Consider the following 20,901-nt stretch of genomic DNA (forward strand, 5'->3'; position numbering starts at 1 on the left):
CGGACGATCACTCGTCCGGCCCTTCGCGGTATCGAGGGTCAGTCCTCGTCTTCGTCGTCTTCGTCGTCGTCGCCGACGATCTCGATGTCTTCGACCTCGAGCTCGGGCGTCAGCTGCACGTGCACGAGAGCGTCGGGGAACGAGGTCTGACCGGCGAAGACCACGATGATGGCGTCGGCGAACACGCCCACGCCGATCGCCTCGAGGTCGGTGCGCAGGTCGACGTCGGCATCGAGCTCGTCGTCGTCGAGGGCGTCTTCGATGTCGCTCGCGACCTCTTCGACGATCGCGCGCCAGCGCTCTTCGCCGACCGAGAGCACGTCCTTCAGGTTGCTCATGATCGCGTCGAGGTCGGGGGCGTCTTCTTCGTCGATCTCGGGGTCGAGGTCGACCTCCACCTCGACGCCGGCGGCGTCCAGGTGTCCCGACCCGATGACGCTGTCTTCGTCGATCTGGGCGTCGTCGAGCAGGCCGCTCTCGGTGACGCGGCGGAGGAGGTCGTTCAGCACGGACTCAGTCATGCATCAACGATCCCACGTCCGGCTCCCTGTGGGGAACACCTTGCGCGCGCCGCGAAGGCTGTTCAGCCCGTGCTTGCGCGCGGTTCACCCTCAGGCGGATGCCGCCCGCTCGGCCGCCTCGACGACGTTGGTCATCAGCAGGGCCACGGTCATCGGTCCGACCCCGCCGGGGTTGGGCGAGACGAAGCCCGCGACCTCGGCCACGTCGGGGTGCACGTCGCCGTACACGCGCGACTTTCCGGTCTCGGGGTCGGTCTCGCGCGTGACGCCCACATCGAGCACCGCGGCGCCCGGCTTGACGTCGGCGGCCCGCACGATGTGCTTCACTCCCGCGGCGGCGACGATGACGTCGGCCTCGCGCAGGTGTTTCGCCAGGTCGGCGGTGCCGGTGTGGGTGAGGGTCACGGTGGCGTTGATCTCGCGACGGGTCAGCAGCAGCCCGATCGAGCGGCCGATCGTGACGCCGCGGCCGACGACGACGACCTCCTTCCCCTTCAGGTCGTAGTCGTTGCGCAGCAGCAGCTCGATGACGCCCCGCGGGGTGCACGGCAGCGGCGTGTGGATCGGCGCGTTGACGTTGAGTACGAGACGCCCGAGATTCGTGGGGTGCAGTCCGTCGGCATCCTTCGCCGGATCGATCCGTTCGAGCACGCGATCGGTGTCGATGTGCTTCGGCAGCGGCAGCTGCACGATGTAGCCGTGGCATTCCGGGTCGGCGTTGAGGCGGTCGATGACGGCCTCGACCTCTTGCTGCGTGGCCTCGGCCGGAAGCTCGACCTGGATAGAGTTCATGCCGATCGCCTCGGACTGCTTGTGCTTCATGCCGACGTACAGCTGCGAGGCGGGATCGGCGCCCACGAGCACCGTCGCGATGCCCGGGACGATCCCCTTCGCGCGCAGGGCTGCGACGCGCTCGGAGAGCTCCGCCTTGATCGCCGCCGACGCGGCCTTACCGTCGAGAATCGTCGCCGTCATGGCATCCCTCTTCCTGGGTGTCGATGGGGGCGGCCCGCCGTGTGCGCGGCCACCCGCCGAGACGGGGCCGCCGCAGCAGCCCCGCCCCGGCGCGGGCTCACTGCTGCAGGTCGGGGTACAGCGGGAAGGCGTCGGCGAGGGTCGCGACGCGTGCGCGCAGGGCCTCGACGTCGGCGCCGGGGATCAGCGCGAGCGCGATGATGTCGGCCACCTCGGTGAACTCGGCGTCGCCGAAACCGCGGGTCGCGAGCGCCGGGGTGCCGATGCGCAGGCCCGAGGTCACCATCGGCGGACGCGGGTCGTTCGGCACCGCGTTGCGGTTGACCGTGATGTGGATGTCGTGCAGCAGGTCTTCGGCCTGCTTGCCGTCGATCTCGGCCTCGCGCAGGTCGACGAGCACGAGGTGCACGTCGGTGCCGCCCGAGCGCACGGCGATGCCGGCGTTCTTCACGTCGTCCTGGGTGAGGCGGTCGGCGAGGATCGACGCGCCCCGCAGGGTGCGCTCCTGGCGCTCTTTGAACTCCGGCGTCATCGCGAGCTTGAACGCCGTGGCCTTCGCGGCGATGACGTGCATGAGCGGGCCGCCCTGCTGGCCGGGGAAGACCGCGGTGTTGATCTTCTTGGCCAGGTCGGCGTCGTTGGTGAGGATGAGGCCCGAGCGCGGGCCACCGATCGTCTTGTGCACGGTCGTCGACACGACGTGCGCGTGCGGGATCGGCGAGGGGTGCACGCCCGCGGCGACCAGACCGGCGAAGTGCGCCATGTCGACCCACAGCAGGGCGCCCACCTCGTCGGCGATCGCGCGGAACGCCGCGAAGTCGAGCTGGCGGGGGTAGGCCGACCAGCCGGCGATGATGACCTTCGGCTTGTGCTCGAGGGCGAGGCGGCGCACCTCGTCCATGTCGATGATGCTGGTCTCGGGGTCGACGCCGTAGGCGACGATGTCGTACAGGCGGCCCGAGAAGTTGATCTTCATGCCGTGGGTGAGGTGACCGCCCTGGTCGAGGGCGAGGCCGAGCAGCGTGTCGCCGGGACGGGCGATCGCGTGCAGCACCGCGGCGTTGGCCGAGGCGCCCGAGTGGGGCTGGACGTTGGCGAACTCGGCGCCGAACAGCTGCTTGGCGCGCTCGATGGCCAGCGACTCGGCGACGTCGACCTCTTCGCAGCCGCCGTAGTAACGACGACCGGGGTAGCCCTCGGCGTACTTGTTCGTCAGCACCGAGCCCTGCGACTGCAGCACCGAGACGGGGACGAAGTTCTCCGACGCGATCATCTCGAGGAATCCGCGCTGGCGGTTCAGCTCGCGCTCGAGGACCTCGGCGATCTCGGGGTCGACCTCCGAGAGAGGGGCGTTGAAGTACGGATCGGTCATGCGATCTCCTTGACGATGGTTCCGGATGCCGCGGACTCGGCGAGTCCGCGGAGATACCGCATCGACCCAGGCGTGCGGTCGAATACCGTCAAGCGGTCGCTCCCCGGTGGTGTCCCACCTCAACGCCAGTCGCGACGGTGCCACTGTAGCGCGTATCACGCGCGCGTCCTCGCGCGTCGCGGCATCCACCGTTCCTCCACAGGTTCCGCCCGATGCTGGGGTGGCTGAGCTCATCGGGAACACCGGGAGGGGTACGGTCCGGAGCAGAGGTGGCTGAGCCTGTCGAAGCCACCGGGGCCACCTAGGTGCTGTCCGGAGCAGAGGTGGCTGAGCCTGTCGAAGCCACCGGGCATCCACGGGTCCCGGGCCCTTCGACAAGCTCAGGGACCTGCGTAACGCCAGGTGGCTGAGCCTGTCGAAGCCACCGGGCATCCACGGGTCCCGGACCCTTCGACAAGCTCAGGGACCTGCGTAACGCCAGGTGGCTGAGCCTGTCGAAGCCACCGGGCCACCGCGGGTCCCGGACCCTTCGACAAGCTCAGGAACCTGCGTAACGCCAGGTGGCTGAGCCTGTCGAAGCCACCGGGGCCCCCGCGGGTCCCGGGCCCTTCGACAAGCTCAGGGACCTCTGCTGCGCGAGGTGGCTGAGCCTGTCGAAGCCACCGGGACAACCGCGGGTCCCGGACCCTTCGACAAGCTCAGGGACCTGCGTAACGCCAGGTGGCTGAGCCTGTCGAAGCCACCGGGGCCACAGCGGGTCCCGGACCCTTCGACAAGCTCAGGGACCTCGGCTGCGCCAGGTGGCTGAGCCCGTCGAAGCCACCGGGGCCACCGCGGGTCCCGGGCCCTTCGACAAGCTCAGGGACCTGTGCCTCGCGAGGTGGCTGAGCCTGTCGAAGCCACCGGGGCCACCGCGGGTCCCGGACCCTTCGACAAGCTCAGCGACCTCGGCCGCGCCGCGAACGGCTCGACGGTGAGCGATCCCGGATGCCGTGCCCCGGCGCCCGCGTAAAATGCTGGAGTGACCGACACTCCGAACGTCCGCGCGCAGGCGCCTCTCGCTCCCGGCATGCGCCCGCGCCCGTCGGGGGTCGAGATCGGCAGCGTCATCTGCGGCCTCTTCGCCTTCATCACGCTCGCCATCTGGGGCTTCACCGCGTGGCCCTTCCCCTGGAGCATCGTCGCCGGCATCGGCGCCCCCGTCCTGGCGATCGTCGTGTGGGCGCTGTTCGTCTCACCGCGCGCCGTGCTGGCGGTGCACCCCTTCGTCCGCGCGATCGTCGAGCTCTTCGTCTACGCCGCCGCCACTGTGGCGTGGTGGAGCATGGGCCAGGCCCTCATCGGCCTCGTGTTCGCGATCGTCGCCGTCACGTTCGGCGCTCTGAACGGCAGACGGCGCCTGGCGTGATCGCCGACGAGACGGCTGACGACTCGCCGTCTCCGCGCGCGCCCGACCGGGCCCTCGCGTTGCTGCGCGCCGAGCTGGGTGCGCGCGTCGACACCTCTCCCGCGTCGCTCGACGCGGCCCGGGCCGACAAGTCGGGCCATGCGGCCGAGGGGCTCCCCCTGGCCGTGGTGCACGCGGCATCCGTCTCCGACGTGCAGGCGGTGATGCGCATCGCCACCGCCACGCGCACCCCCGTCGTGCCGCGCGGCGCGGGCACCGGCCTCGCGGGCGGCGCGAACACCGGCGGCGGAGAGATCAGCCTCTCGGTGCGCGGCATGGATCGCGTGCTCGAGGTACGCCCCGACGACCTGCTGGCCGTGGTCGAACCCGGCATCCTGAACGCCGACCTCAACGCGCAGCTCGAACCGCACGGCGTGTGGTGGGCACCCGATCCCGCGAGCCGTGCCATCTCGACCGTCGGCGGCAACATCGCCACCGGCGCCGGCGGACTGCTGTGCGCGAAGTACGGCGTCGTGCGCGACGCGGTGCTCGGCGTCGACCTCGTGCTCGCCGACGGGCGGCTCCTGCACCTCGGCCATCGCAGCGTGAAGGGCGTCACGGGTCTCGACCTCACCTCGCTCGTCATCGGGTCGGAGGGCACGCTCGGTGTCGTCGTCGGCGCGACGCTCAAGCTCCGTCGCCTCGTCGAGGGCGAGCACGTCACTCTGACGGCCCTGTTCGAGGGTGTGCGGGCCGCCGCCGTCGCGTCGGCAGCGGTCACGGCATCCGGAATCCAGCCCGCGATCATGGAGTTGATGGATGCCACGAGCCTCGCGGCCGTGCATCGCCTGCTGTCTCTGCCGACCCCCGTCGCCGGTGCCGCTCAGCTGACCGTGCAGACCGACGGACCCGTGGCCGTCGACGAAGCTCGCGCGGTCGCCGAGGTGCTGCGTGCCGCCGGTGGAACGGTGACCGTCGCCGCCGACGCGGCCGAGGGCGAGGCACTGCTGGCCGTGCGACGGGCGATGCATCCCGCGATGGAGACCCTCGGCACGACCCTCATCGAAGACGTGTCGGTGCCGCGCAGCGCCCTGCCGGTCATGTTCGACGAGATCGCGCGCATCGAGCGCGAGTTCGGCCTCGTCATCCCCGCGGTCGCCCACGCGGGCGACGGCAACCTGCACCCCAACTTCGTGTTCGAGGGGCCCGAGGTGCCGCCGATCGTGTGGGAGGCCGCCGAAGAGCTCTTCCGCGCGGCGCTGGCGCTGGGCGGCACCCTCACCGGCGAGCACGGCATCGGCGTGCTCAAACGGCGCTGGCTGGCCGACGAACTGGGCGACGACCAGTGGACGCTGCAACGCGACATCGCCCGGGTGTTCGACCCCCTCGGCATCCTGAACCCGGGAAAGGTGTTCGCGCCCTGACGTCGTGCGCGGCCGGAACGGCCGCGTCACGCCGCGGGCGTGATCAGACCGTGATATTGCTCGGGGGTGACGCGCAGGCCGCGGCTTTAGCATGGGAAGACTGACTTCCGGGGGGTTTGACTCATGACCGACGGCGCACCTGGCACCGACGGCGCGACCTACGCTTGGGCTCCGCCCGAGCCCACGACGCGCAAGAACCGCTCCGGCCTGTGGATCGGCATCCCCGCCGGCGCGACGGCCGTGGCCCTCATCGCGGCCTCCCTCGTGCTGATCGCCCCCGGCGCCTCGGTCGCCGGTGTGCAGATCGGCGGTCTCACCGCCGGCGCCGCCGCGCAGGCGATCTCGACCCGACTGGCCGACACCGCCGTCGTCGTCGAGAGCGCCGCCGGAGAGGTCACCGTCACCGGCGCCGACCTCGGCGCGACGGTCGACGCCGCCGCCCTGGCCGACAAGGCCTTCGCCGACAACCCCATGTGGAAGCCCGCCGCGTGGTTCCCCGAGGGAGCCGGCGTCGCCGTCCAGATCGACGAGTCCGCGGCCACCGCCGCCCTGCGCGACAAGGCCCCCGGCGCGTACCGCGCGCCCGTCGACGCCACCGTCGCCTACGACGCGGGCTCGCAGGCCTACGTCGCCACCCCCGCCGAAGCGGGCGAGGGCATCGACGTCGCCACCGTCGCCGCCGCCCTGCAGTCGGCCTTCGACTCCGGTGAAACCACCACCACGGTCGACGCGACCCTCGTGCCCGTCGAGGCCCCCGTCTCGACAGACGAGGCCGGCGCCGCCGTCGCGACCCTCAACGGCATCCTCGACTCGGCCGGCTTCTACGTCGGCGACGAGCGCACGGTGCCCGTCGACCGCGCCACCGCCGCCTCGTGGCTCACCGTCACCCCCGACGGCACGGGCGACTTCGCCATCTCGGCTGACCAGAGCGCGATCCAGACCGTCGTCGACGGCCTGACCGGCACGGTCGATCGCGGTGCCGTCAACGCCGACGTGATCGTCGACACCGGTGGAGAGGTCATCCACACCCTCACCGAGGGCCAGACCGGCCGCGCGCTCGGCGACACCGCCGGCATCGCCGCGGCCTTCGCGACGCAGCTCGCCGACGGCAACGGACGCTACGCATTGAACGTCACCGAGACGCCGTTCGACACCACCAAGACCGAGCGCCGCATCGACGTCAACCTCAGCACGCAGACCACCACGCTCTGGCAGAACGGTCAGGTGTACCGCACCTACACGATCTCGTCGGGCGCCGGCGAGCACGCGACGCACACCGGAAACTTCCGCATCGGCTGGAAGACCGCGATGCAGGACATGGGCTGCGTCCCCGGCTACGACTACTGCACCAAGGACGTCCCCTGGGTCGCGTACTTCAACGGTGACGAGGGCTTCCACGGCACCTACTGGCACAACAACTTCGGCACCCCGATGAGCCACGGTTGCATCAACATGACCATCCCGCAGGCCAAGGAGCTCTACGACTGGGCCTACCGCGGCACGGAGGTCTCGGTTCATTACTGAGCCCGGATCCTTATGAGAGGGGTGGATGCTTCGGCATCCGCCCCTCTGTCTCTTCTCCCGGCGGGACTGCGTCGTGGTGCGACAGCGTCCCGGCGGGACAGCGTGCCGGCGGGCCGGCGTCTTCGCACCCTGCGTCGCACCGCTGTGACGCAACGCAGGACTCTCGCCACGCACCCCGCCCCGACACTCCCCTCCCGGGGCCCCGGCGCGCACAACTCCTGCACTCTGCCCCGACCGGGCCCTCCGGAGGCCCGACAACCGCGGATTGCAGGAGTTGTGCCGTGCCGACGCGCCGAGCCGCGGCCCGGACATGCAGAAGGGGCGGATGCCGTGTGGCATCCGCCCCTTCTGGGGTTTCCGGCTCAGCGCAGGGCGTCGACCACCGCGTTCAGCGTGGCCGAGGGGCGCATGACCTTCTCGACCAGCTCCGTGTTCGGGCGGTAGTACCCGCCGATCTCGGCGTGGTGACCCTGGACGGCGTTGAGCTCGGCGACGATCGTCTGCTCTTCCGCGGCCAGCTTCTCGGCGACCGGGGCGAAGACCTGGGCCAGGTCGGCATCCGTCGACTGCTTCGCCAGCTCCTGCGCCCAGTACAGGGCGAGGTAGAAGTGACTGCCGCGGTTGTCGATCGTGCCGAGGGCACGGCCGGGCGACTTGTCGTTCTCGAGGAACGTGCCGGTCGCGGCATCGAGGGTCTGCGCGAGCACGCGAGCCCGCTCGTTGCCCGTGGTGTCGGCGAGGTGCTCGAGCGAAGCCGCGAGGGCGAAGAACTCACCGAGTGAGTCCCAGCGGAGGTAGTCCTCCTCGACGAGCTGCTGCACGTGCTTGGGAGCCGAGCCGCCGGCGCCGGTCTCGAACAGGCCACCGCCCGCGAGCAGCGGGACGATCGAGAGCATCTTGGCGCTCGTGCCCACCTCGAGGATCGGGAACAGGTCGGTGAGGTAGTCGCGCAGCACGTTGCCGGTGACCGAGATCGTGTCCTCGCCGCGGCGGATGCGCTCGAGCGAGTAGGTCGTCGCCTCGGCGGGGGCGAGGATCTCGATCGTGAGGCCCTCGGTGTCGTGGTCGGCGAGGTACTCGTGCACCTTGGCGATGAGGTTACGGTCGTGCGCACGGGTCTCGTCGAGCCAGAACACGGCGGGGACACCGGTCGCACGGGCGCGGGTGACGGCGAGCTTCACCCAGTCGCGCACCGCGACGTCTTTGGTCTGGGTCGCGCGCCAGATGTCGCCGGTGCTGACCTCGTGCTCGAGCAGCACGTCGCCGTTCGAGGCGACGACCTGCACGCGGCCAGGAGCGGCGATCTCGAACGTCTTGTCGTGGCTGCCGTACTCCTCGGCCGCCTGGGCCATGAGACCGACGTTCGGCACCGAGCCGATGGTGGCCGGGTCGAGGGGGCCGTTCGCGATGACGTCTTCGATGGTCGCCTGGTAGACACCGGCGTACGAGGAGTCGGGGATGACGGCGAGGGTGTCGTCTTCTCCCCCGTCGGCGCCCCAGAGCTTGCCGCCGTTGCGGATGAGCGCGGGCATCGAGGCGTCGACGATCACGTCGGAGGGCACGTGCAGGTTGGTGATGCCCTTGTCGCTGTTGACGTACGACAGGCGGGGGCCGGATGAAAGGGCCTCACGGATCTCGGAGGCGATGGCGTCGCCGCCCTCGACGTTCGACAGACCCGCGAGGATCGAGCCGAGGCCGTCGTTGGGGGTGAGACCGGCCGCGGCGAGGGCGTCGCCGTGGCGGTCGAATACGTCGGCGAAGAACGCCTTGACGACGTGACCGAAGATGATCGGGTCGCTGACCTTCATCATCGTGGCCTTCAGGTGCACCGAGTAGAGCACGTCGTCGGCCTTCGCCTGGGCGAGGGTGTCGGCGAGGAACGCGTCGAGGGCCGCGGCCGAGAGGAAGGTGGCATCCACGATCTCGCCCTGGAGGACCTTGAGGCCCTCCTTCAGCGTCGTGGTGGAGCCGTCGGCGGCCACGTGCTGGATCGTCAGCACGTCATCGTCGCGGAGCACGACCGACTTCTCGTTCGAGCGGAAGTCGTCGTGACCGAGGGTTGCGACGCGGGTCTTCGAGCCCTCGGCGAACGCCTTGTTGCGGTGGGGGTGCTTCTTGGCGTAGTTCTTCACCGCGAGCGGGGCCCGGCGGTCGCTGTTGCCCTCGCGCAGCACGGGGTTCACCGCGGAGCCCTTGATGCGGTCGTAGCGCGCGCGCACGTCTTTGTCGTCGACGCTCGACGCCTCGTCGGGGTAGTCGGGGATGTCGTAGCCCTGCGACTGGAGCTCCGCGATCGCGGCCTTCAGCTGCGGGATGGATGCCGAGATGTTCGGCAGCTTGATGATGTTCGCCTCGGGCAGCGTGGCGAGTCCGCCGAGCTCGGCCAGCGCGTCGCCGACCTGCTGCTCGGGCGTGAGGCGCTGCGGGAAGGCCGCGAGGATGCGGCCGGCGAGCGAGATGTCGCGGGTTTCGACGTCGACACCCGCCTGCTTCGTGACGGCCTGCACGATGGGCAGGAACGACGCGGTGGCGAGAGCCGGCGCCTCGTCGGTGTACGTGTAAATGATGGTGGAATCGGGCACGTCAGATCTCTCCGTAGAGGCGGCCAGGGTTGCGATTCAGCCTATCGCACATGGGCAAAGTCTCTTGATGTCGAGATAGTTCTCGGCATCCGCCCTCGTCTTTCCCCGCTGCTCCCCCCTCGGCAAGAACATGCGTCGGTATGCGATCTTTGGGGGCGGGGCGGGCGTGCCGGTAGCCTGAGCGCATGGCTGACCTGCGTCTCGTCGAACTGTCCGCCGCCACGATCGTGGCCGTCAACACGCTCTCGCTCAAGCCCGGACAGGAACAGTTCCTCGCGCCCGTGAGCTACGGGGTCGCCGCCACGGTGAGCAACCCGCAGACGACCTGGCAACGCGTGGTCCTCGACGGCGACGAGGTCGTCGGCTTCGTCAGCGCGAACTTCGATCGCGACGCCCACGAGGAGCACTTCCAGTCGGTGCTGTGGCGCATCAACGTCGACGCCGACGAGCAGGGCCGCGGCGTCGGAAGCTACGCGATCGCCGCCGTCCTCGAAGAGGCCCGCGGTCGCGGCATGGACCACGTCGACGTGATCTACGAACCCGGTGTCGGCGGTCCCGAGGCGTTCTTCCAGCGCGTCGGCTTCGAGCCGGTCGGCGAGACGGCGTACGGCGAGGTCATCGCCCGCGCGCGGGTGTGATCGGCTGAGGCGCGAAGATCCGGGCGGGGCGCTGGGCGCCCTCATTCGGTCCGACTGGTGTGACTCGAAACGGCACCGGACAGCAGACTGCTTTCGACAGAAAGACGGATGCCACGCGCCCGAGGGGCAGCGTGGCATCCGTCATTCCCGCGGGGCGGGCTAGACCAGAGACTCGCGCCAGGCGGCGTGGAGTTGGGCGAACTTGCCGGTGCCGGCGATGAGCGCGGCCGGGGTGTCGTCTTCGATGATGCGACCGTGCTCCATCACCAGCACGCGATCGGCGATCGCGACCGTCGACAGGCGGTGGGCGATGATGATCGCCGTGCGGTCGGCGAGCAGCGTCTGCAGGGCGTCCTGGATCTGCCGCTCGCTGGGGATGTCGAGCGAAGCCGTGGCCTCGTCGAGGATGAGCACCGCCGGGTCGGCGAGGAACGCCCGCGCGAACGAGATCAACTGACGCTGGCCCGCCGACACACGGCCACCGCGCTTGTTCACGTCGGTGTCGTAGCCGTCGGGCAGCTTCGAGATGAACGCGTCGGCACCCACGGCGCGAGCCGCCGCGCGGATCTCATCCATCGTGGCATCGGGCTTACCGAGGGCGATGTTGTCGGCCACGGTCCCACTGAACAGGTAGGCCTCCTGCGTGACCATGACGATCGCGCGACGCAGGTCTTTCGGGTGCAGACGCCGAAGGTCGACGTCGTCGAGGGTCACGGCGCCCTTCGTCGGGTCGTAGAACCGCGACACGAGCTTGGCCAACGTCGACTTGCCCGCACCGGTCGTGCCGACGAGCGCGATGGTCTGCCCGGCCGGGATGTCGAGCGAGAAGTGCGGCAGGATGACGCGGTCGTCGGAGTATCCGAAGGTGACGTCGTCGAAGCTCACGTGGCCCCGGGCGGTCCACAGGTCGACCGGGTCGGTCGGGTCGGGAACCGTCGGCTGCTCCTCGAGCACGCCCGACACCTTCTCGAGCGCGGCCGTCGCCGACTGGTAGGAGTTCAGGAAGAACGCCACCTCCTGCAGCGGCGAGAAGAAGTTGCGGACGTACAGCACGGCGGCGGTGAGCACACCGATCTCGAGCGGCCCCGCGATCACGCGTCCGCCGCCCCACAGCAGCACCACGGCGACCGAGACCGCGGCGACGCCCATGATGCCCGGCTCGAAGGTTCCGAACAGCTTGATCGAGCGCATGTTCACGTCGCGGTAGTCGCCGGCGAGCTTGCCGAACTCCGCGTCGTTGCGCGGCTCCTTGCGGAACGCCTTGACCGCCCGGATGCCGGTCATCGTCTCGACGAACTTCACGATCACCTGGGCGCTGATCACGCGCGACTCGCGGTAGATCACCTGCGAGCGCGAGTAGAACCAGCGCATGAGGAAGTACATGGGGATGCCCATGACGGTGAGGATCAGCCCGGACTGCCAGTCGATCAGGAACAGGGCCGCGAGGGTGAACAGGCCGTAGAGCACGCCCGACACCAGCTCGTTGAGCCCGCCGTCGAGCAGCTCGCGGATCGTGTCGAGGTCGCTCGTCTGCCGTGAGATGATGCGCCCCGACGTGTACGACTCGTGGAACTCGAGGCTCAACCGCTGCGTGTGCAGGAAGATCCGCTTGCGCAGGTCGAGCATGACGGCCTGCGTGAGGCGCGCGGCTACGACGACGTACCAGCCGATGAGCACGGCGCCGCCGATGCCGGCGAGCAGATACACGATGACGACGCCGTACGTCGGCATCCAGTCGCTGCGCTCGATGACGGCCGGCAGGGCGTTGTCGATGCCGTACGCGATCAGCGCCGGACCCGCGACCCGCAGAGCGGTCGAGACGACGAGCACGGCGCCGGCGAGCACGAGCTGCCAGCGCAGCGGTGAGACGAGCGAGCCGAGAAGGCGCAGCGAACGCTGACGGATCGCGCGGCTCTCGTCGCGCGTGTAGTCGGAGCGGTCTTCGCCGCTCGTCCCGGAGACGGTGGAGGTGCTCATCGGGTCGCCTCCTTCTCGGTGAGGACGTCGTCGTCGGACGGGATCACGTCGATCGCGCCCGTGCGGGCTTCGCGCTCGGCCTCTTCGAGGCTCGAGATGACGTAGCGGTAGTGGTCGCTTTCGCGGAGCAGGTCGGAGTGCGTGCCGACGGCGGTGATGCGGCCGTCTTCGAGCAGAGCCACCCGGTCGGCGAGAGTGACCGTCGAGGGCCGGTGGGCCACGACGAGGGCGGTCGTCTCGCTGAGCACCTCGCGCAGCGCGTCTTCGACCAGGGCCTCGGTGTCGACGTCGAGCGCCGACAGCGGGTCGTCGAGAACGAGCACGGCGGGGCGGGCCGCGACCGCGCGTGCGAGCGCCAGGCGCTGACGCTGGCCGCCGGAGAGGCTCAGGCCCTCTTCGCCGATGACCGTGTCGAGGCCGTCGGGCAGGTCGTACACGAAGTGCGCCTGCGCGACCTGCAGCGCTTCGCGCAGGATCTCCTCGGCCTCGGGTGAGCCGGGCGTGAGGTCTTCACGACCGAGCAGCACGTTGTCGCGCACCGTCTGCGAGAACAGCGTGGCGTCTTCGAAGGCCATGCCGACGTGACGCCGCAATTCGGCGAGCGTCAGGTCGCGCACGTCGACGCCGTCGATCAGCACGCGGCCGCCGGTCACGTCGTACAGGCGCCCGGGCAGCGTGGTGAGGGTGGTCTTGCCTGAGCCGGTCAAGCCGACGAGCGCCATGGTTTCACCCGGCCGCAGCACGAGGTCGATGCCGTTCAGCAGGTCGGGCTCGGTGCCGGCGGAGTCCTGGTAGCGGAAGTGCGCGCCCTCGAAGGTCAGCTCGCCGCGCGGCTCCGCGATGGTGCGGGGGTTCTCGGGGTCGACGATGGTGTTCTGCTCGTCGAAGACCTCGAAGATGCGGTCGGTGGCGGTGCGCGCGTCGAGCAGGAACGAGAACAGGAACCCGATCGACTCCATCGGCCACCGCAGCACGGTCGCCATGGCGAAGAACGCCACGAGCTCGGCGACCTGCAGCTGCTGGAGCTGGGTCAGCACGATGCCGGCGCCGAGGCACACCGCGAATGCGATGTCGGGCAGCAGCACGAGCCAGAACCAGATCCACCCGATCGCGCGGGCCTTGTCGATCTCGGTCTCGCGCAGCGATTCAGCCTGGCGGGTGAACTTCTGCAGAGCGTGCTTGCCGCGCCCGAAGGCTTTGAGCACCCGGATGCCGTGGACGCTCTCTTCGACGCTGGTGGCGAGGTCGCCGGCCTGGTCTTGGCTCTGACGCGTCAGCGCGCCGTAACGCTTCTCGAAGCGGAAGCCGACGTAGATGACCGGGGCGGAAGTGACGAGGAACAGCGCGCCGAGCAGCCAGTGCCAGCGGAACAGCAGCACGGCGCCGATGGCGATGGTCAGCAGGTTGACCACGAGCAGGATCACGCCGAAGGCGAGCCAGCGGCGCAGCATGCTGATGTCCTGCATCATGCGCGAGAGGAGCTGCCCCGACTGCCACCGGTCGTGGAAGGCGACGGGAAGGCGCTGGAGGCGGGAGTAGAACGACTGGCGCAGGTCGTACTCGACCTTGGTGGCGGGAGAGAGCACGAACCAGCGGCGGAGCCACACCATGGCGGCTTCGGCGAGGCCCAGGCCGAGCACGGCGAGGGAGCCCCAGACGAGGGCTCCGGCGTCGAGCGAGGCGATGGGGCCGGCGACGATCTGCTCGAGAACGAGCGGGATCGCCAGGGCCAACAGGCTCGCGATGAGGGCGGTGACGGCACCGGCGATGAGGCGCGGCAGAACCGGCCGTGCGATCGGCAGCAGGCGCGCGAGCGCGCGCGGAGTGGACAGGCGTTGCGGAGGCGTTGAGGTGGTCATGATCCTCGTGGGGTCGGAGCGGGCGCCGGGATCGGGCGCGGAGAGGGAGCCGGGAGGCGCGACGAAGTGCGTCGGTCGAGGCGTGACGGTCGCGCGTGAGCGCGGCGTGGTGCCCTAGGAGCGTCGGCCGGGGCGCGCAGCGACGGAGGATGCGGCGGCCGGGGCGACGGGGGCGTCGATCTGGTCCATGGAATCCTCCTCAGTTGGTGTAGCTTCCGCCGGGGGGACGGCAGCCCTCCAGACTATCCCTGAGAGATTGCTGGGGGCAAGGATTTCTTGCGGCGGCCGACGCGACCCGGCACCTCCCGGCCCCCACCCAGGTCCCTGAGCCCGTCGAAGAGACCGGAACCCGCAGTCTCCGGCCCAGGTCCCTGAGCCTGTCGAAGGGACCGAAACCCGCAGTCCCACCGGTGGCTTCGACAGGCTCAGCCACCTCCCTCACCCGGGACCGGAACCCGCAGTCGCCCGGAGGCTTCGACAAGCTCAGCCACCTCCCACACCCGGGCCAGGGACCGGAACCCGCAGTCCCCGACCCAGGTCCCTGAGCCTGTCGAAGGGACCGGAACCCGCAGTCCCCGACCCAGGTCCCTGAGCCTGTCGAAGGGACCGGAACCCGCAGTCTCCGGCCCAGGTCCCTGAGCCTGTCGAAGGGACCGGAACCCGCAGACCCACCGGTGGCTTCGACAAGCTCAGCCACCTCCCTCACCCGGGACCGGAACCCGCAGTCGCCGGGAGGCTTCGACAAGCTCAGCCACCTCCCACACCCGGGCCAGGGACCGGAACCCGCAGTCCCCGACCCAGGTCCCTGAGCCTGTCGAAGGGACCGAAACCCGCAGTCCCACCGGTGGCTTCGACAGGCTCAGCCACCTCCCTCACCCGGGACCGGAACCCGCAGTCGCCCGGTGGCTTCGACAAGCTCAGCCACCTCCCACACCCGGCCCGGGGCCCCGAACCCGCAGTCGCCCGGAGGCTTCGACAAGCTCAGCCGCCTCCCACACCCGGGCCCGGAACCCGCAGTCGCCCGGAGGCTTCGACAAGCTCAGCCACCTCCCCCACCCGGGACCGGAACCCGCAGTCCCACCGGTGGCTTCGACAGGCTCAGCCACCTCCCCCGCCCGGGACCGGAACCCGCAGCCCTCCGGTGGCTTCGACAGGCTCAGCCACCTCTCCCACTGGTCAGGCCGCCGATTCGCGCGCCAGCAGGCTCTGTTTCACCCCCGTGCCCCACGCGAAGCCGCCGAGCGTCCCGTCTCCGCGCAGCACGCGGTGGCAGGGGACGAACAGCGCGACGGCGTTGCGCGCGCAGATCGAGGCTGCGGCGCGCACGGCAGTCGGCGACCCGAGGGCCGCCGCGAAGCCGGTGTACGTCAGCGGTGCGCCGGGGGTGATGGAACGCAGCGCCTGCCACCCCGCTCGCTGCAGGGGCGTGCCGGTCTGCGCGACGGCGACGGCGTCGATCGCGGCGATGTCGCCGTCGTAGTACGCCCGCACGGCAGGGGCGGCCCCCGTACCGCCGCTTACGACGCGCTCTGGCCGCCGCTCGGGCCGCAACCGCGCGAGGACGGCGTCGGTGTCGGCCGTCCAGCCCGAGACGATGACGCGATCGGCCTCGTCGGCGAGGATCGCGAAGGGACCGTCGGGGGTGTCGACGAATTCGAGGATCGCGGTGGTCATTCGGGGGTCTCGCTTCCGGTCGAGGGGCGGGTGAGGGATGAGGGGCGTTCGACGTCGGATGCCGCGACGTCTGCGGCTCGTCGGGTGCGCGCACGCCGGGGTCGGGCCACGACGGCCGCCGCGGTCTCTGCGGGCGACCTCCACGCCTGGGTGACGGGGGCGGCGTACCAGTAGTGCGCCATGGCGTAGCTGCGCCAGGGCGACAGGCGTTCGGACCATTCGGTGAAGCCCGCGGGATCGGAGGGCAGCCCGAGTGCCGCGGCACCGGCGCGCGCGGCGACGTCGCCGGGCAGCAGCACGTCGGGGTCGCCGAGCACGCGCATGCGCACGTAGTCGGCGGTCCACGGTCCGATCCCCCGCCGCGCCAGCAACCGCTGGCGTTGGTCGACCCCGTCGTCGCCGAAGCCCAGGGTCAGGCTGCCGTCGGCCAGCGCCTCGGCCGCCTCGACGATCGCGCGCATGCGGGCGGCCGGCCCCCGAAGGACCTCGAGCCCGCGCTCCGCGATCGCGGCGGGCGTGGGGAACAGCGTCATGGGTTCGGGGCCGACGCCGACCTGCTCCCCCAACGCAGCGGTCAGACGGCCCTGCATGGTGCGGGCGGAGGCCACGCTGATCTGCTGGCCGATCATGGCGCGCAGCAGCATCTCGTCGGCGTCGATCGCGCCGGGCACCCGCACGCCGGGGATGGCGGCGACGGCGGGCGCCAGCTGCGGATGCCGGGCGAGCGCCTCGTCGATCGCGAGCGGGTCGGCGTCGAGGTCGAACAGGCGCCGCACGCGGGAGATGAGGGTGCCGAGATCGGCGAGCGCCGACAGTCGAGCTCGCAGGCGGAGGCGCCCGTCGTCGGCCAGGCGCACCTCGAACCACGCCGGTCCGCCGGGAAGGCGCACGACGCGAGCGAAGGAGGCGTCGGCACCGACCTCGACTTCGGGGATGGCGTGCGCGCGCATCCACCCGAACAGCCCGACCGTGTCGATCGGCCCGCGCACCGGCAGGGCGAGGTCGATCTCGCCCGCGGCGGCCTCGACGCCCGAGGAGTGCGGCCGGCGGGCGCGCAGCTCGCGCGGGGGCATGCCGAACACCTCGCCGATCGTGTCGGTGAACTGCCGCACGCTCGAGAAACCCGCCGAGAACGCCACGTCGGCCGACGACAGGTCGGTGCCCACCAGCAGGGCGCGGGCGGTGTGCGCGCGATGCGCTCGAGCCAGCGCGAGAGGACCGGCGCCCAATTCGGCCTGGAGCAGGCGCGTGAGGTGGCGCGACGAGTAGCCCAACCGCTGGGCCAGACCGGGCACGCCCTCGCGGTCGACCACCCCGTCGGCGATCAGGCGCATCGCCCGCGCGACGACGTCGCCCCGCACGTCCCAGAGCGGCGACCCGGGTGCCGCCTCGGGCAGGCACCTCTTGCACGCTCGGTACCCGGCCTCGTGCGCGGCCGCGGAGGTCGCGTAGAACGTGACGTTCTGCTCTTTCGGGGTGCGTGCGGGGCAGCTCGGGCGACAGTAGATGCCGGTCGAGCTCACCGCCGTGACGAACTGGCCGTCGAACCGGCGATCGCGCGACTGGATGACGCGGTAGCGCTCGGCGAAGCCGGGAAGGGCGGCGGCGGTGGTGGTCATGGCATCCACCCTGTCATTGACCTCCGACATCCGCTGGCGGAAATCGGACACGGCCGTGACGCGGCTGACGGGCACGCCCCGAGGCCGCCGGCCCCACGGCGCCGCAACACCGCCCAGCGACAGCGCGCACAAGATCGGCCGAGCCCCGAAGGACCCGGCCGATCCGCCGCACTCACCCCTGGGCGATCGCGAATCCACCCGGGGGCACGACCACGGTCACCGTTCCGCTCGTCGACGTGCTGCGCACCAGCGTGCCCGAGGCGTCATAGACCGACACGGTCGAAGCCACTCCCGCAGCACCGATGCCGGTGCGCTGCGGCCCCACCGCGCTCGAGTGCACGAGCTCGCTGCGAGCGTCTCCACCCAGCACGAGGCGCGAGATCCAGGGCCGGACGATCAGCCCGTCGAGCGTGAGCTCGCCCTTCTGCACCTTCACGTCGACCTGAGAACCTTTGCCCGCGGCGGGCGCCGTGAGCGCGTAGGGCAGCAGAGCGCCCGGCGTCGGTGAGATGCCCTGTTCGGGCCCGGTGATCTTCAGCGCGCCGCCGCCGCGCCAGGTCGACTGCGACTTCTCACCCGGCTCGGTCCACACGACGGGCTCGATCCATCGTCCGGTGTCGGAGGCGCCGATGTCCCAGGTGGCGCTCTGACGTGCTCCCAGCGTCAGGCCGTCGCCCGACCAGCTCGACTCCCCCGTCCACGACGACTCCGGAGTGAACACGGCGCCGTCGGTGCGCACGGCGTCTTCGGCCTCGACGTACGACAGTCCCACGCGGCTCTCGACCGAGGTCAGGGCCGTCGCCCGCTCCGCCACCGCGAGGTGGGCGTCGAGCGCGAGCGCGGTGAGCAGGCCGTGGATGGTCGACTCGGCTCCGCTGTTGCGATTGACCGTGCCGTCGGGCTGGAGGCCGTCGTAGGTGACTCCGGTCGCCGGGTCGTACATCTGCGCCCCGGCGTGGTTGGCTCCGAAGAACCAGGCGGCCTGCATGCCCGCGAGCTCGGCGAATGCGGCCGATCCCGTCGTGTCGGCGAGCGCGAGCAGCGATTGCACGCGCGAGTCGGCGCCGTAGGCGATCTGCACGCGGTCGGTGGGGCTCGGGAACCATCCGTTGTCGGGCCCGCCGGCGGTGAGCAGCGTCGTGGTGAAGCCCGTGGCATCCGCGATCGCCGGTTTCACCAGCGCGTCGTCGCCGAACAGGTCGCCGGCCTCGGCGAGCGCTGCGGGCATCTGCGAGCCCCACGCGTGCCACATCGCGGGCGACTGGGCCCACGGCAGGACGGCACCGTACGGCCACTGGCGGGTGTTCCCGGATGCCATGGCGGCCACGCCCTCCGCGAGCTGACGCGCCGCGGTGGCGGAAGTGTCGTCACCGGCGCGCACGGCCGCCGCGAGTCCGAGGACCGCTTCCGCCGTGGCATCCGCCCCGTCGACGATCAGCCACGCGGGCACCTTCTCGCCGTCTGACTCGACGTACTGCCCGTACTTCGACAGCGCGTCGCGTTCGATGGCGCCGCGCGAGAGGGCGAGGCGGTCCTTGAGGAACGACGCGAACGCGGGGTCGTCGTCGGCGAACGCAGCGTACCCCTCACCGAGGGCCCAGACGGTGCGGGCGGTCCAGTAGCTGGGTCCGGAATCGGAAGGATCAGGCAGCTCGACGGGCTCGGCCGAGGGGTTGAGCTTTCCGTCGGGCTGCATCCACAGCACGACGTTGCCGGCCGAGGGACCCTCGGTCGTCTGGTGGTACGCGACGGTGCGCAGCAGCTCGTACGCCTTCTGCCGACTGTCGGGGTCGCCGGTGAGCTCCCAGTGCCGGGTGTAGACGACGGCCGCGCGGGTGTTGTCGTCGGCGTTGAAGGCGCCCTGGCCCCAGTCGCCGGTCGCGGGGTCGAGCGGACCGCCGCCCACGCGTTGGAAGGTGCCGCCGTCGCGGGCGTCGGCGTAGGTCCACGGCGCGAGGATCGTGGGTTCCTCGGCTTGTCGGTAGGTCGAGTGACCGGCGACATCGGCGGGCGGCGTCGCTTCGTCGAGCAGGAAGTCGAGGTGGTCGAGGTTGGTCAGAGCACCGGATGCCGCGGCGGCGGGCACTCCGACCGCCTGGGGCGCGGCGGCTCCGGCGGTGGTCAGCGGGACGGCGAGGGCGGCGACGCCCAGTACGGCCGTCATTCGCGCACTCCATCGTGCGTTCATGGGGAGGGGGATCCTTTCGAGGGGTGGGGTGCGCGACCCCGGCCGACGCGGTCCCGACAGGGGAACCCGGGAGGGCCGGAGCCGCGCCGTACTCAGTCGGTGCGCTCGAGCAGGGCGACGCCGATCTTCGAGTCGGCCATGCCGTAGAACACGAAGTGACGACCGTCGATCTCCTCGATCGCGGTCGGGAACACGACGTTGGGCACGATGCCGCTGCGCTCGTCGTCGGTCTCGGGAGCCAGGAGCGGCTCGGGCGTGCGCGCGATCACGCGGCTGGGGTCAGCGGCATCCAGGATCAAGGCCCCGGCGGCGTAGTTGACCTTCTGCTGCTGCGAGAACGCGCTGTCGATCACGCCGGTCACCCCGTGGTGCAGCACGAGCCACCCCTCGGGGATGCGCAGCGGCGGCGGACCGCCACCGATCTTGACCTCTTCGAAGGGGTACTGCGGCCCGGCGACGAAACGGTGCTGTCCCCAGAGGGCGAGCGCCGAGAGGTCGTCGCGGACGGCCTCGAGGGGCACGTAGCTGATCCAGATCGACTGCCGCTGGTCTTCGATCCCGGCCGGCACGCGCACGCCCTGGCCGGGCTTGGTCTCGCCGAGGTCCCACATCGGGCGGTGCAGCACCGCGAGCGACTCGGTGCCGTCGGGCGCCGTGACCGGCTCGGGGAAGAACACCGTGTCCTTGTTGTGGAACAGGTTGAGGTCCATGTCGAGGTCGTCCTGGTAGCGGAACATCGCCGGCCCCAGCCGCTTCCACTCGCGCAGGTCCTCCGACACGGCGACGGCCGTGCGGGGTCCGAGCGGGCCGTAGGCGACGTAGGTCATCACGTGCAGGCCCAGTGCTTCGATCCACGTGGTGCGGGGGTCTTCGGTGCCGGCGTTGCCGACGCCGCGCTCCCACCCGCGATCGGGCTGCAGCACGATGCCCTCGCGCTCGACCGAGACGGGCACGCCGTCGTCGATCACGACGCGGGCGATGCCGACGCGCGAGACGTTTCCCTCCGCGACCAGGCGGGGCAGCAGGTACAGCTGGCCGTCGGGGCCGCGTCCGGATGCCGGGTTGAGCACGCCCTCGGCCTCGTCGGCGTTGCCGGGCTCGGGGGTCATCACCACCCCGACGCGCGTGAGGCGGTAGGGGACGGGGGATTCGGGGGTCATT

Annotated in this window: 15 protein-coding genes and 1 riboswitch; of the genes, 5 read left to right on the plus strand and 10 right to left on the minus strand. The window is 70.8% G+C overall.

Going from position 1 to position 20,901, the window contains the following annotated elements; all coding sequences use genetic code 11:
• Positions 1–38 precede the first annotated feature (38 nt).
• From RWH43_RS02040 to glyA, 3 genes are all read right to left on the minus strand, one after another.
• Positions 39–521 carry a cytochrome C5 gene (locus RWH43_RS02040; RefSeq protein ID WP_144829129.1) on the minus strand — a complete coding sequence of 161 codons (483 nt, stop codon included), beginning with the start codon at positions 519–521 and terminating at the stop codon, positions 39–41.
• A gap of 90 nt (positions 522–611) precedes the next feature.
• Positions 612–1,496: a bifunctional methylenetetrahydrofolate dehydrogenase/methenyltetrahydrofolate cyclohydrolase gene (locus tag RWH43_RS02045; RefSeq protein WP_316000540.1), complete on the minus strand. Its 885-nt coding sequence runs from the start codon at positions 1,494–1,496 to the stop codon at positions 612–614.
• A gap of 97 nt (positions 1,497–1,593) precedes the next feature.
• Positions 1,594–2,868 carry a serine hydroxymethyltransferase gene (glyA, locus tag RWH43_RS02050; protein WP_316000541.1) on the minus strand — a complete coding sequence of 425 codons (1,275 nt, stop codon included), beginning with the start codon at positions 2,866–2,868 and terminating at the stop codon, positions 1,594–1,596.
• A 57-nt stretch (positions 2,869–2,925) separates the two neighbouring features.
• Positions 2,926–3,011, minus strand: a riboswitch (ZMP/ZTP riboswitch).
• A 737-nt stretch (positions 3,012–3,748) separates the two neighbouring features.
• On the opposite strand from glyA, the gene RWH43_RS02055 reads away from it, so the two are divergent.
• The 4 genes from RWH43_RS02055 to RWH43_RS02070 all read left to right on the plus strand — a co-directional run bounded on the left by RWH43_RS02055 (position 3,749) and on the right by RWH43_RS02070 (position 7,203).
• Complete coding sequence (locus RWH43_RS02055; RefSeq protein ID WP_316000542.1) at positions 3,749–3,880, plus strand: hypothetical protein; 132 nt, start codon at positions 3,749–3,751, stop codon at positions 3,878–3,880.
• 9 nt (positions 3,881–3,889) lie between these two features.
• Entirely contained in the window at positions 3,890–4,276 is a 387-nt protein-coding gene (locus tag RWH43_RS02060; RefSeq protein ID WP_316000543.1) for a YrdB family protein, read from the plus strand.
• Entirely contained in the window at positions 4,273–5,679 is a 1,407-nt protein-coding gene (locus RWH43_RS02065; RefSeq protein WP_316000544.1) for an FAD-binding oxidoreductase, read from the plus strand. The genes RWH43_RS02060 and RWH43_RS02065 overlap by 4 nt, the downstream gene beginning before the upstream one ends.
• Positions 5,680–5,802: 123 nt before the next feature.
• Positions 5,803–7,203, plus strand: coding sequence for a L,D-transpeptidase family protein (locus tag RWH43_RS02070; protein WP_316000545.1), 1,401 nt, complete (start codon positions 5,803–5,805; stop codon positions 7,201–7,203).
• 362 nt (positions 7,204–7,565) lie between these two features.
• Here RWH43_RS02070 and RWH43_RS02075 read toward each other — a convergent pair whose 3' ends face one another.
• Complete coding sequence (locus tag RWH43_RS02075; protein ID WP_316000546.1) at positions 7,566–9,785, minus strand: NADP-dependent isocitrate dehydrogenase; 2,220 nt, start codon at positions 9,783–9,785, stop codon at positions 7,566–7,568.
• A gap of 185 nt (positions 9,786–9,970) precedes the next feature.
• Between RWH43_RS02075 and RWH43_RS02080 the strand changes: the two genes are divergently transcribed.
• Positions 9,971–10,423 carry a GNAT family N-acetyltransferase gene (locus tag RWH43_RS02080; protein ID WP_144782529.1) on the plus strand — a complete coding sequence of 151 codons (453 nt, stop codon included), beginning with the start codon at positions 9,971–9,973 and terminating at the stop codon, positions 10,421–10,423.
• A 159-nt stretch (positions 10,424–10,582) separates the two neighbouring features.
• Here the strand turns inward: RWH43_RS02080 and RWH43_RS02085 are convergent, their stop codons facing one another.
• From RWH43_RS02085 to RWH43_RS02110, 6 genes are all read right to left on the minus strand, one after another.
• Complete coding sequence (locus tag RWH43_RS02085; protein WP_144782531.1) at positions 10,583–12,400, minus strand: ABC transporter ATP-binding protein; 1,818 nt, start codon at positions 12,398–12,400, stop codon at positions 10,583–10,585.
• The gene (locus tag RWH43_RS02090) at positions 12,397–14,259 is read right to left on the minus strand and encodes an ABC transporter ATP-binding protein (RefSeq protein WP_154096092.1); all 1,863 of its coding nucleotides are present in this window, start codon (positions 14,257–14,259) and stop codon (positions 12,397–12,399) included. The genes RWH43_RS02085 and RWH43_RS02090 overlap by 4 nt, the downstream gene beginning before the upstream one ends.
• 1,176 nt (positions 14,260–15,435) lie before the next feature.
• Positions 15,436–15,933: a methylated-DNA--[protein]-cysteine S-methyltransferase gene (locus tag RWH43_RS02095; RefSeq protein ID WP_230704257.1), complete on the minus strand. Its 498-nt coding sequence runs from the start codon at positions 15,931–15,933 to the stop codon at positions 15,436–15,438.
• Positions 15,930–17,552, minus strand: coding sequence for an AlkA N-terminal domain-containing protein (locus tag RWH43_RS02100; protein ID WP_144782537.1), 1,623 nt, complete (start codon positions 17,550–17,552; stop codon positions 15,930–15,932). Before RWH43_RS02100 ends, RWH43_RS02095 begins: the two co-directional genes overlap by 4 nt.
• Positions 17,553–17,724: 172 nt before the next feature.
• Positions 17,725–19,716, minus strand: a complete 1,992-nt coding sequence (locus RWH43_RS02105) for a hypothetical protein (RefSeq protein ID WP_262346174.1) — start codon at positions 19,714–19,716, stop codon at positions 17,725–17,727.
• Positions 19,717–19,832: 116 nt separating this feature from the next.
• Positions 19,833–20,900 carry a glycoside hydrolase family 130 protein gene (locus tag RWH43_RS02110; protein ID WP_144829154.1) on the minus strand — a complete coding sequence of 356 codons (1,068 nt, stop codon included), beginning with the start codon at positions 20,898–20,900 and terminating at the stop codon, positions 19,833–19,835.
• Position 20,901 lies beyond the last annotated feature (1 nt).

This window comes from Microbacterium algihabitans, from assembly GCF_032464975.1.
GTDB classification, from domain to species: Bacteria; Actinomycetota; Actinomycetes; order Actinomycetales; family Microbacteriaceae; genus Microbacterium; species Microbacterium algihabitans.

What these genes read in the sequence shown, in the direction of transcription:
- RWH43_RS02070 (WP_316000545.1), top strand. Translation starts at nt 5,803, where the DNA reads ATGACCGACGGCGCACCTGGCACCGACGGCGCGACCTACGCTTGGGCT.
- RWH43_RS02085 (WP_144782531.1), bottom strand. Translation starts at nt 12,400, where the DNA reads ATGAGCACCTCCACCGTCTCCGGGACGAGCGGCGAAGACCGCTCCGAC.
- RWH43_RS02095 (WP_230704257.1), bottom strand. Translation starts at nt 15,933, where the DNA reads ATGACCACCGCGATCCTCGAATTCGTCGACACCCCCGACGGTCCCTTC.
- RWH43_RS02105 (WP_262346174.1), bottom strand. Translation starts at nt 19,716, where the DNA reads ATGACGGCCGTACTGGGCGTCGCCGCCCTCGCCGTCCCGCTGACCACC.
- RWH43_RS02080 (WP_144782529.1), top strand. Translation starts at nt 9,971, where the DNA reads ATGGCTGACCTGCGTCTCGTCGAACTGTCCGCCGCCACGATCGTGGCC.
- RWH43_RS02040 (WP_144829129.1), bottom strand. Translation starts at nt 521, where the DNA reads ATGACTGAGTCCGTGCTGAACGACCTCCTCCGCCGCGTCACCGAGAGC.
- RWH43_RS02110 (WP_144829154.1), bottom strand. Translation starts at nt 20,900, where the DNA reads ATGACCCCCGAATCCCCCGTCCCCTACCGCCTCACGCGCGTCGGGGTG.
- RWH43_RS02090 (WP_154096092.1), bottom strand. Translation starts at nt 14,259, where the DNA reads ATGACCACCTCAACGCCTCCGCAACGCCTGTCCACTCCGCGCGCGCTC.
- glyA (WP_316000541.1), bottom strand. Translation starts at nt 2,868, where the DNA reads ATGACCGATCCGTACTTCAACGCCCCTCTCTCGGAGGTCGACCCCGAG.
- RWH43_RS02045 (WP_316000540.1), bottom strand. Translation starts at nt 1,496, where the DNA reads ATGACGGCGACGATTCTCGACGGTAAGGCCGCGTCGGCGGCGATCAAG.
- RWH43_RS02100 (WP_144782537.1), bottom strand. Translation starts at nt 17,552, where the DNA reads ATGACCACCACCGCCGCCGCCCTTCCCGGCTTCGCCGAGCGCTACCGC.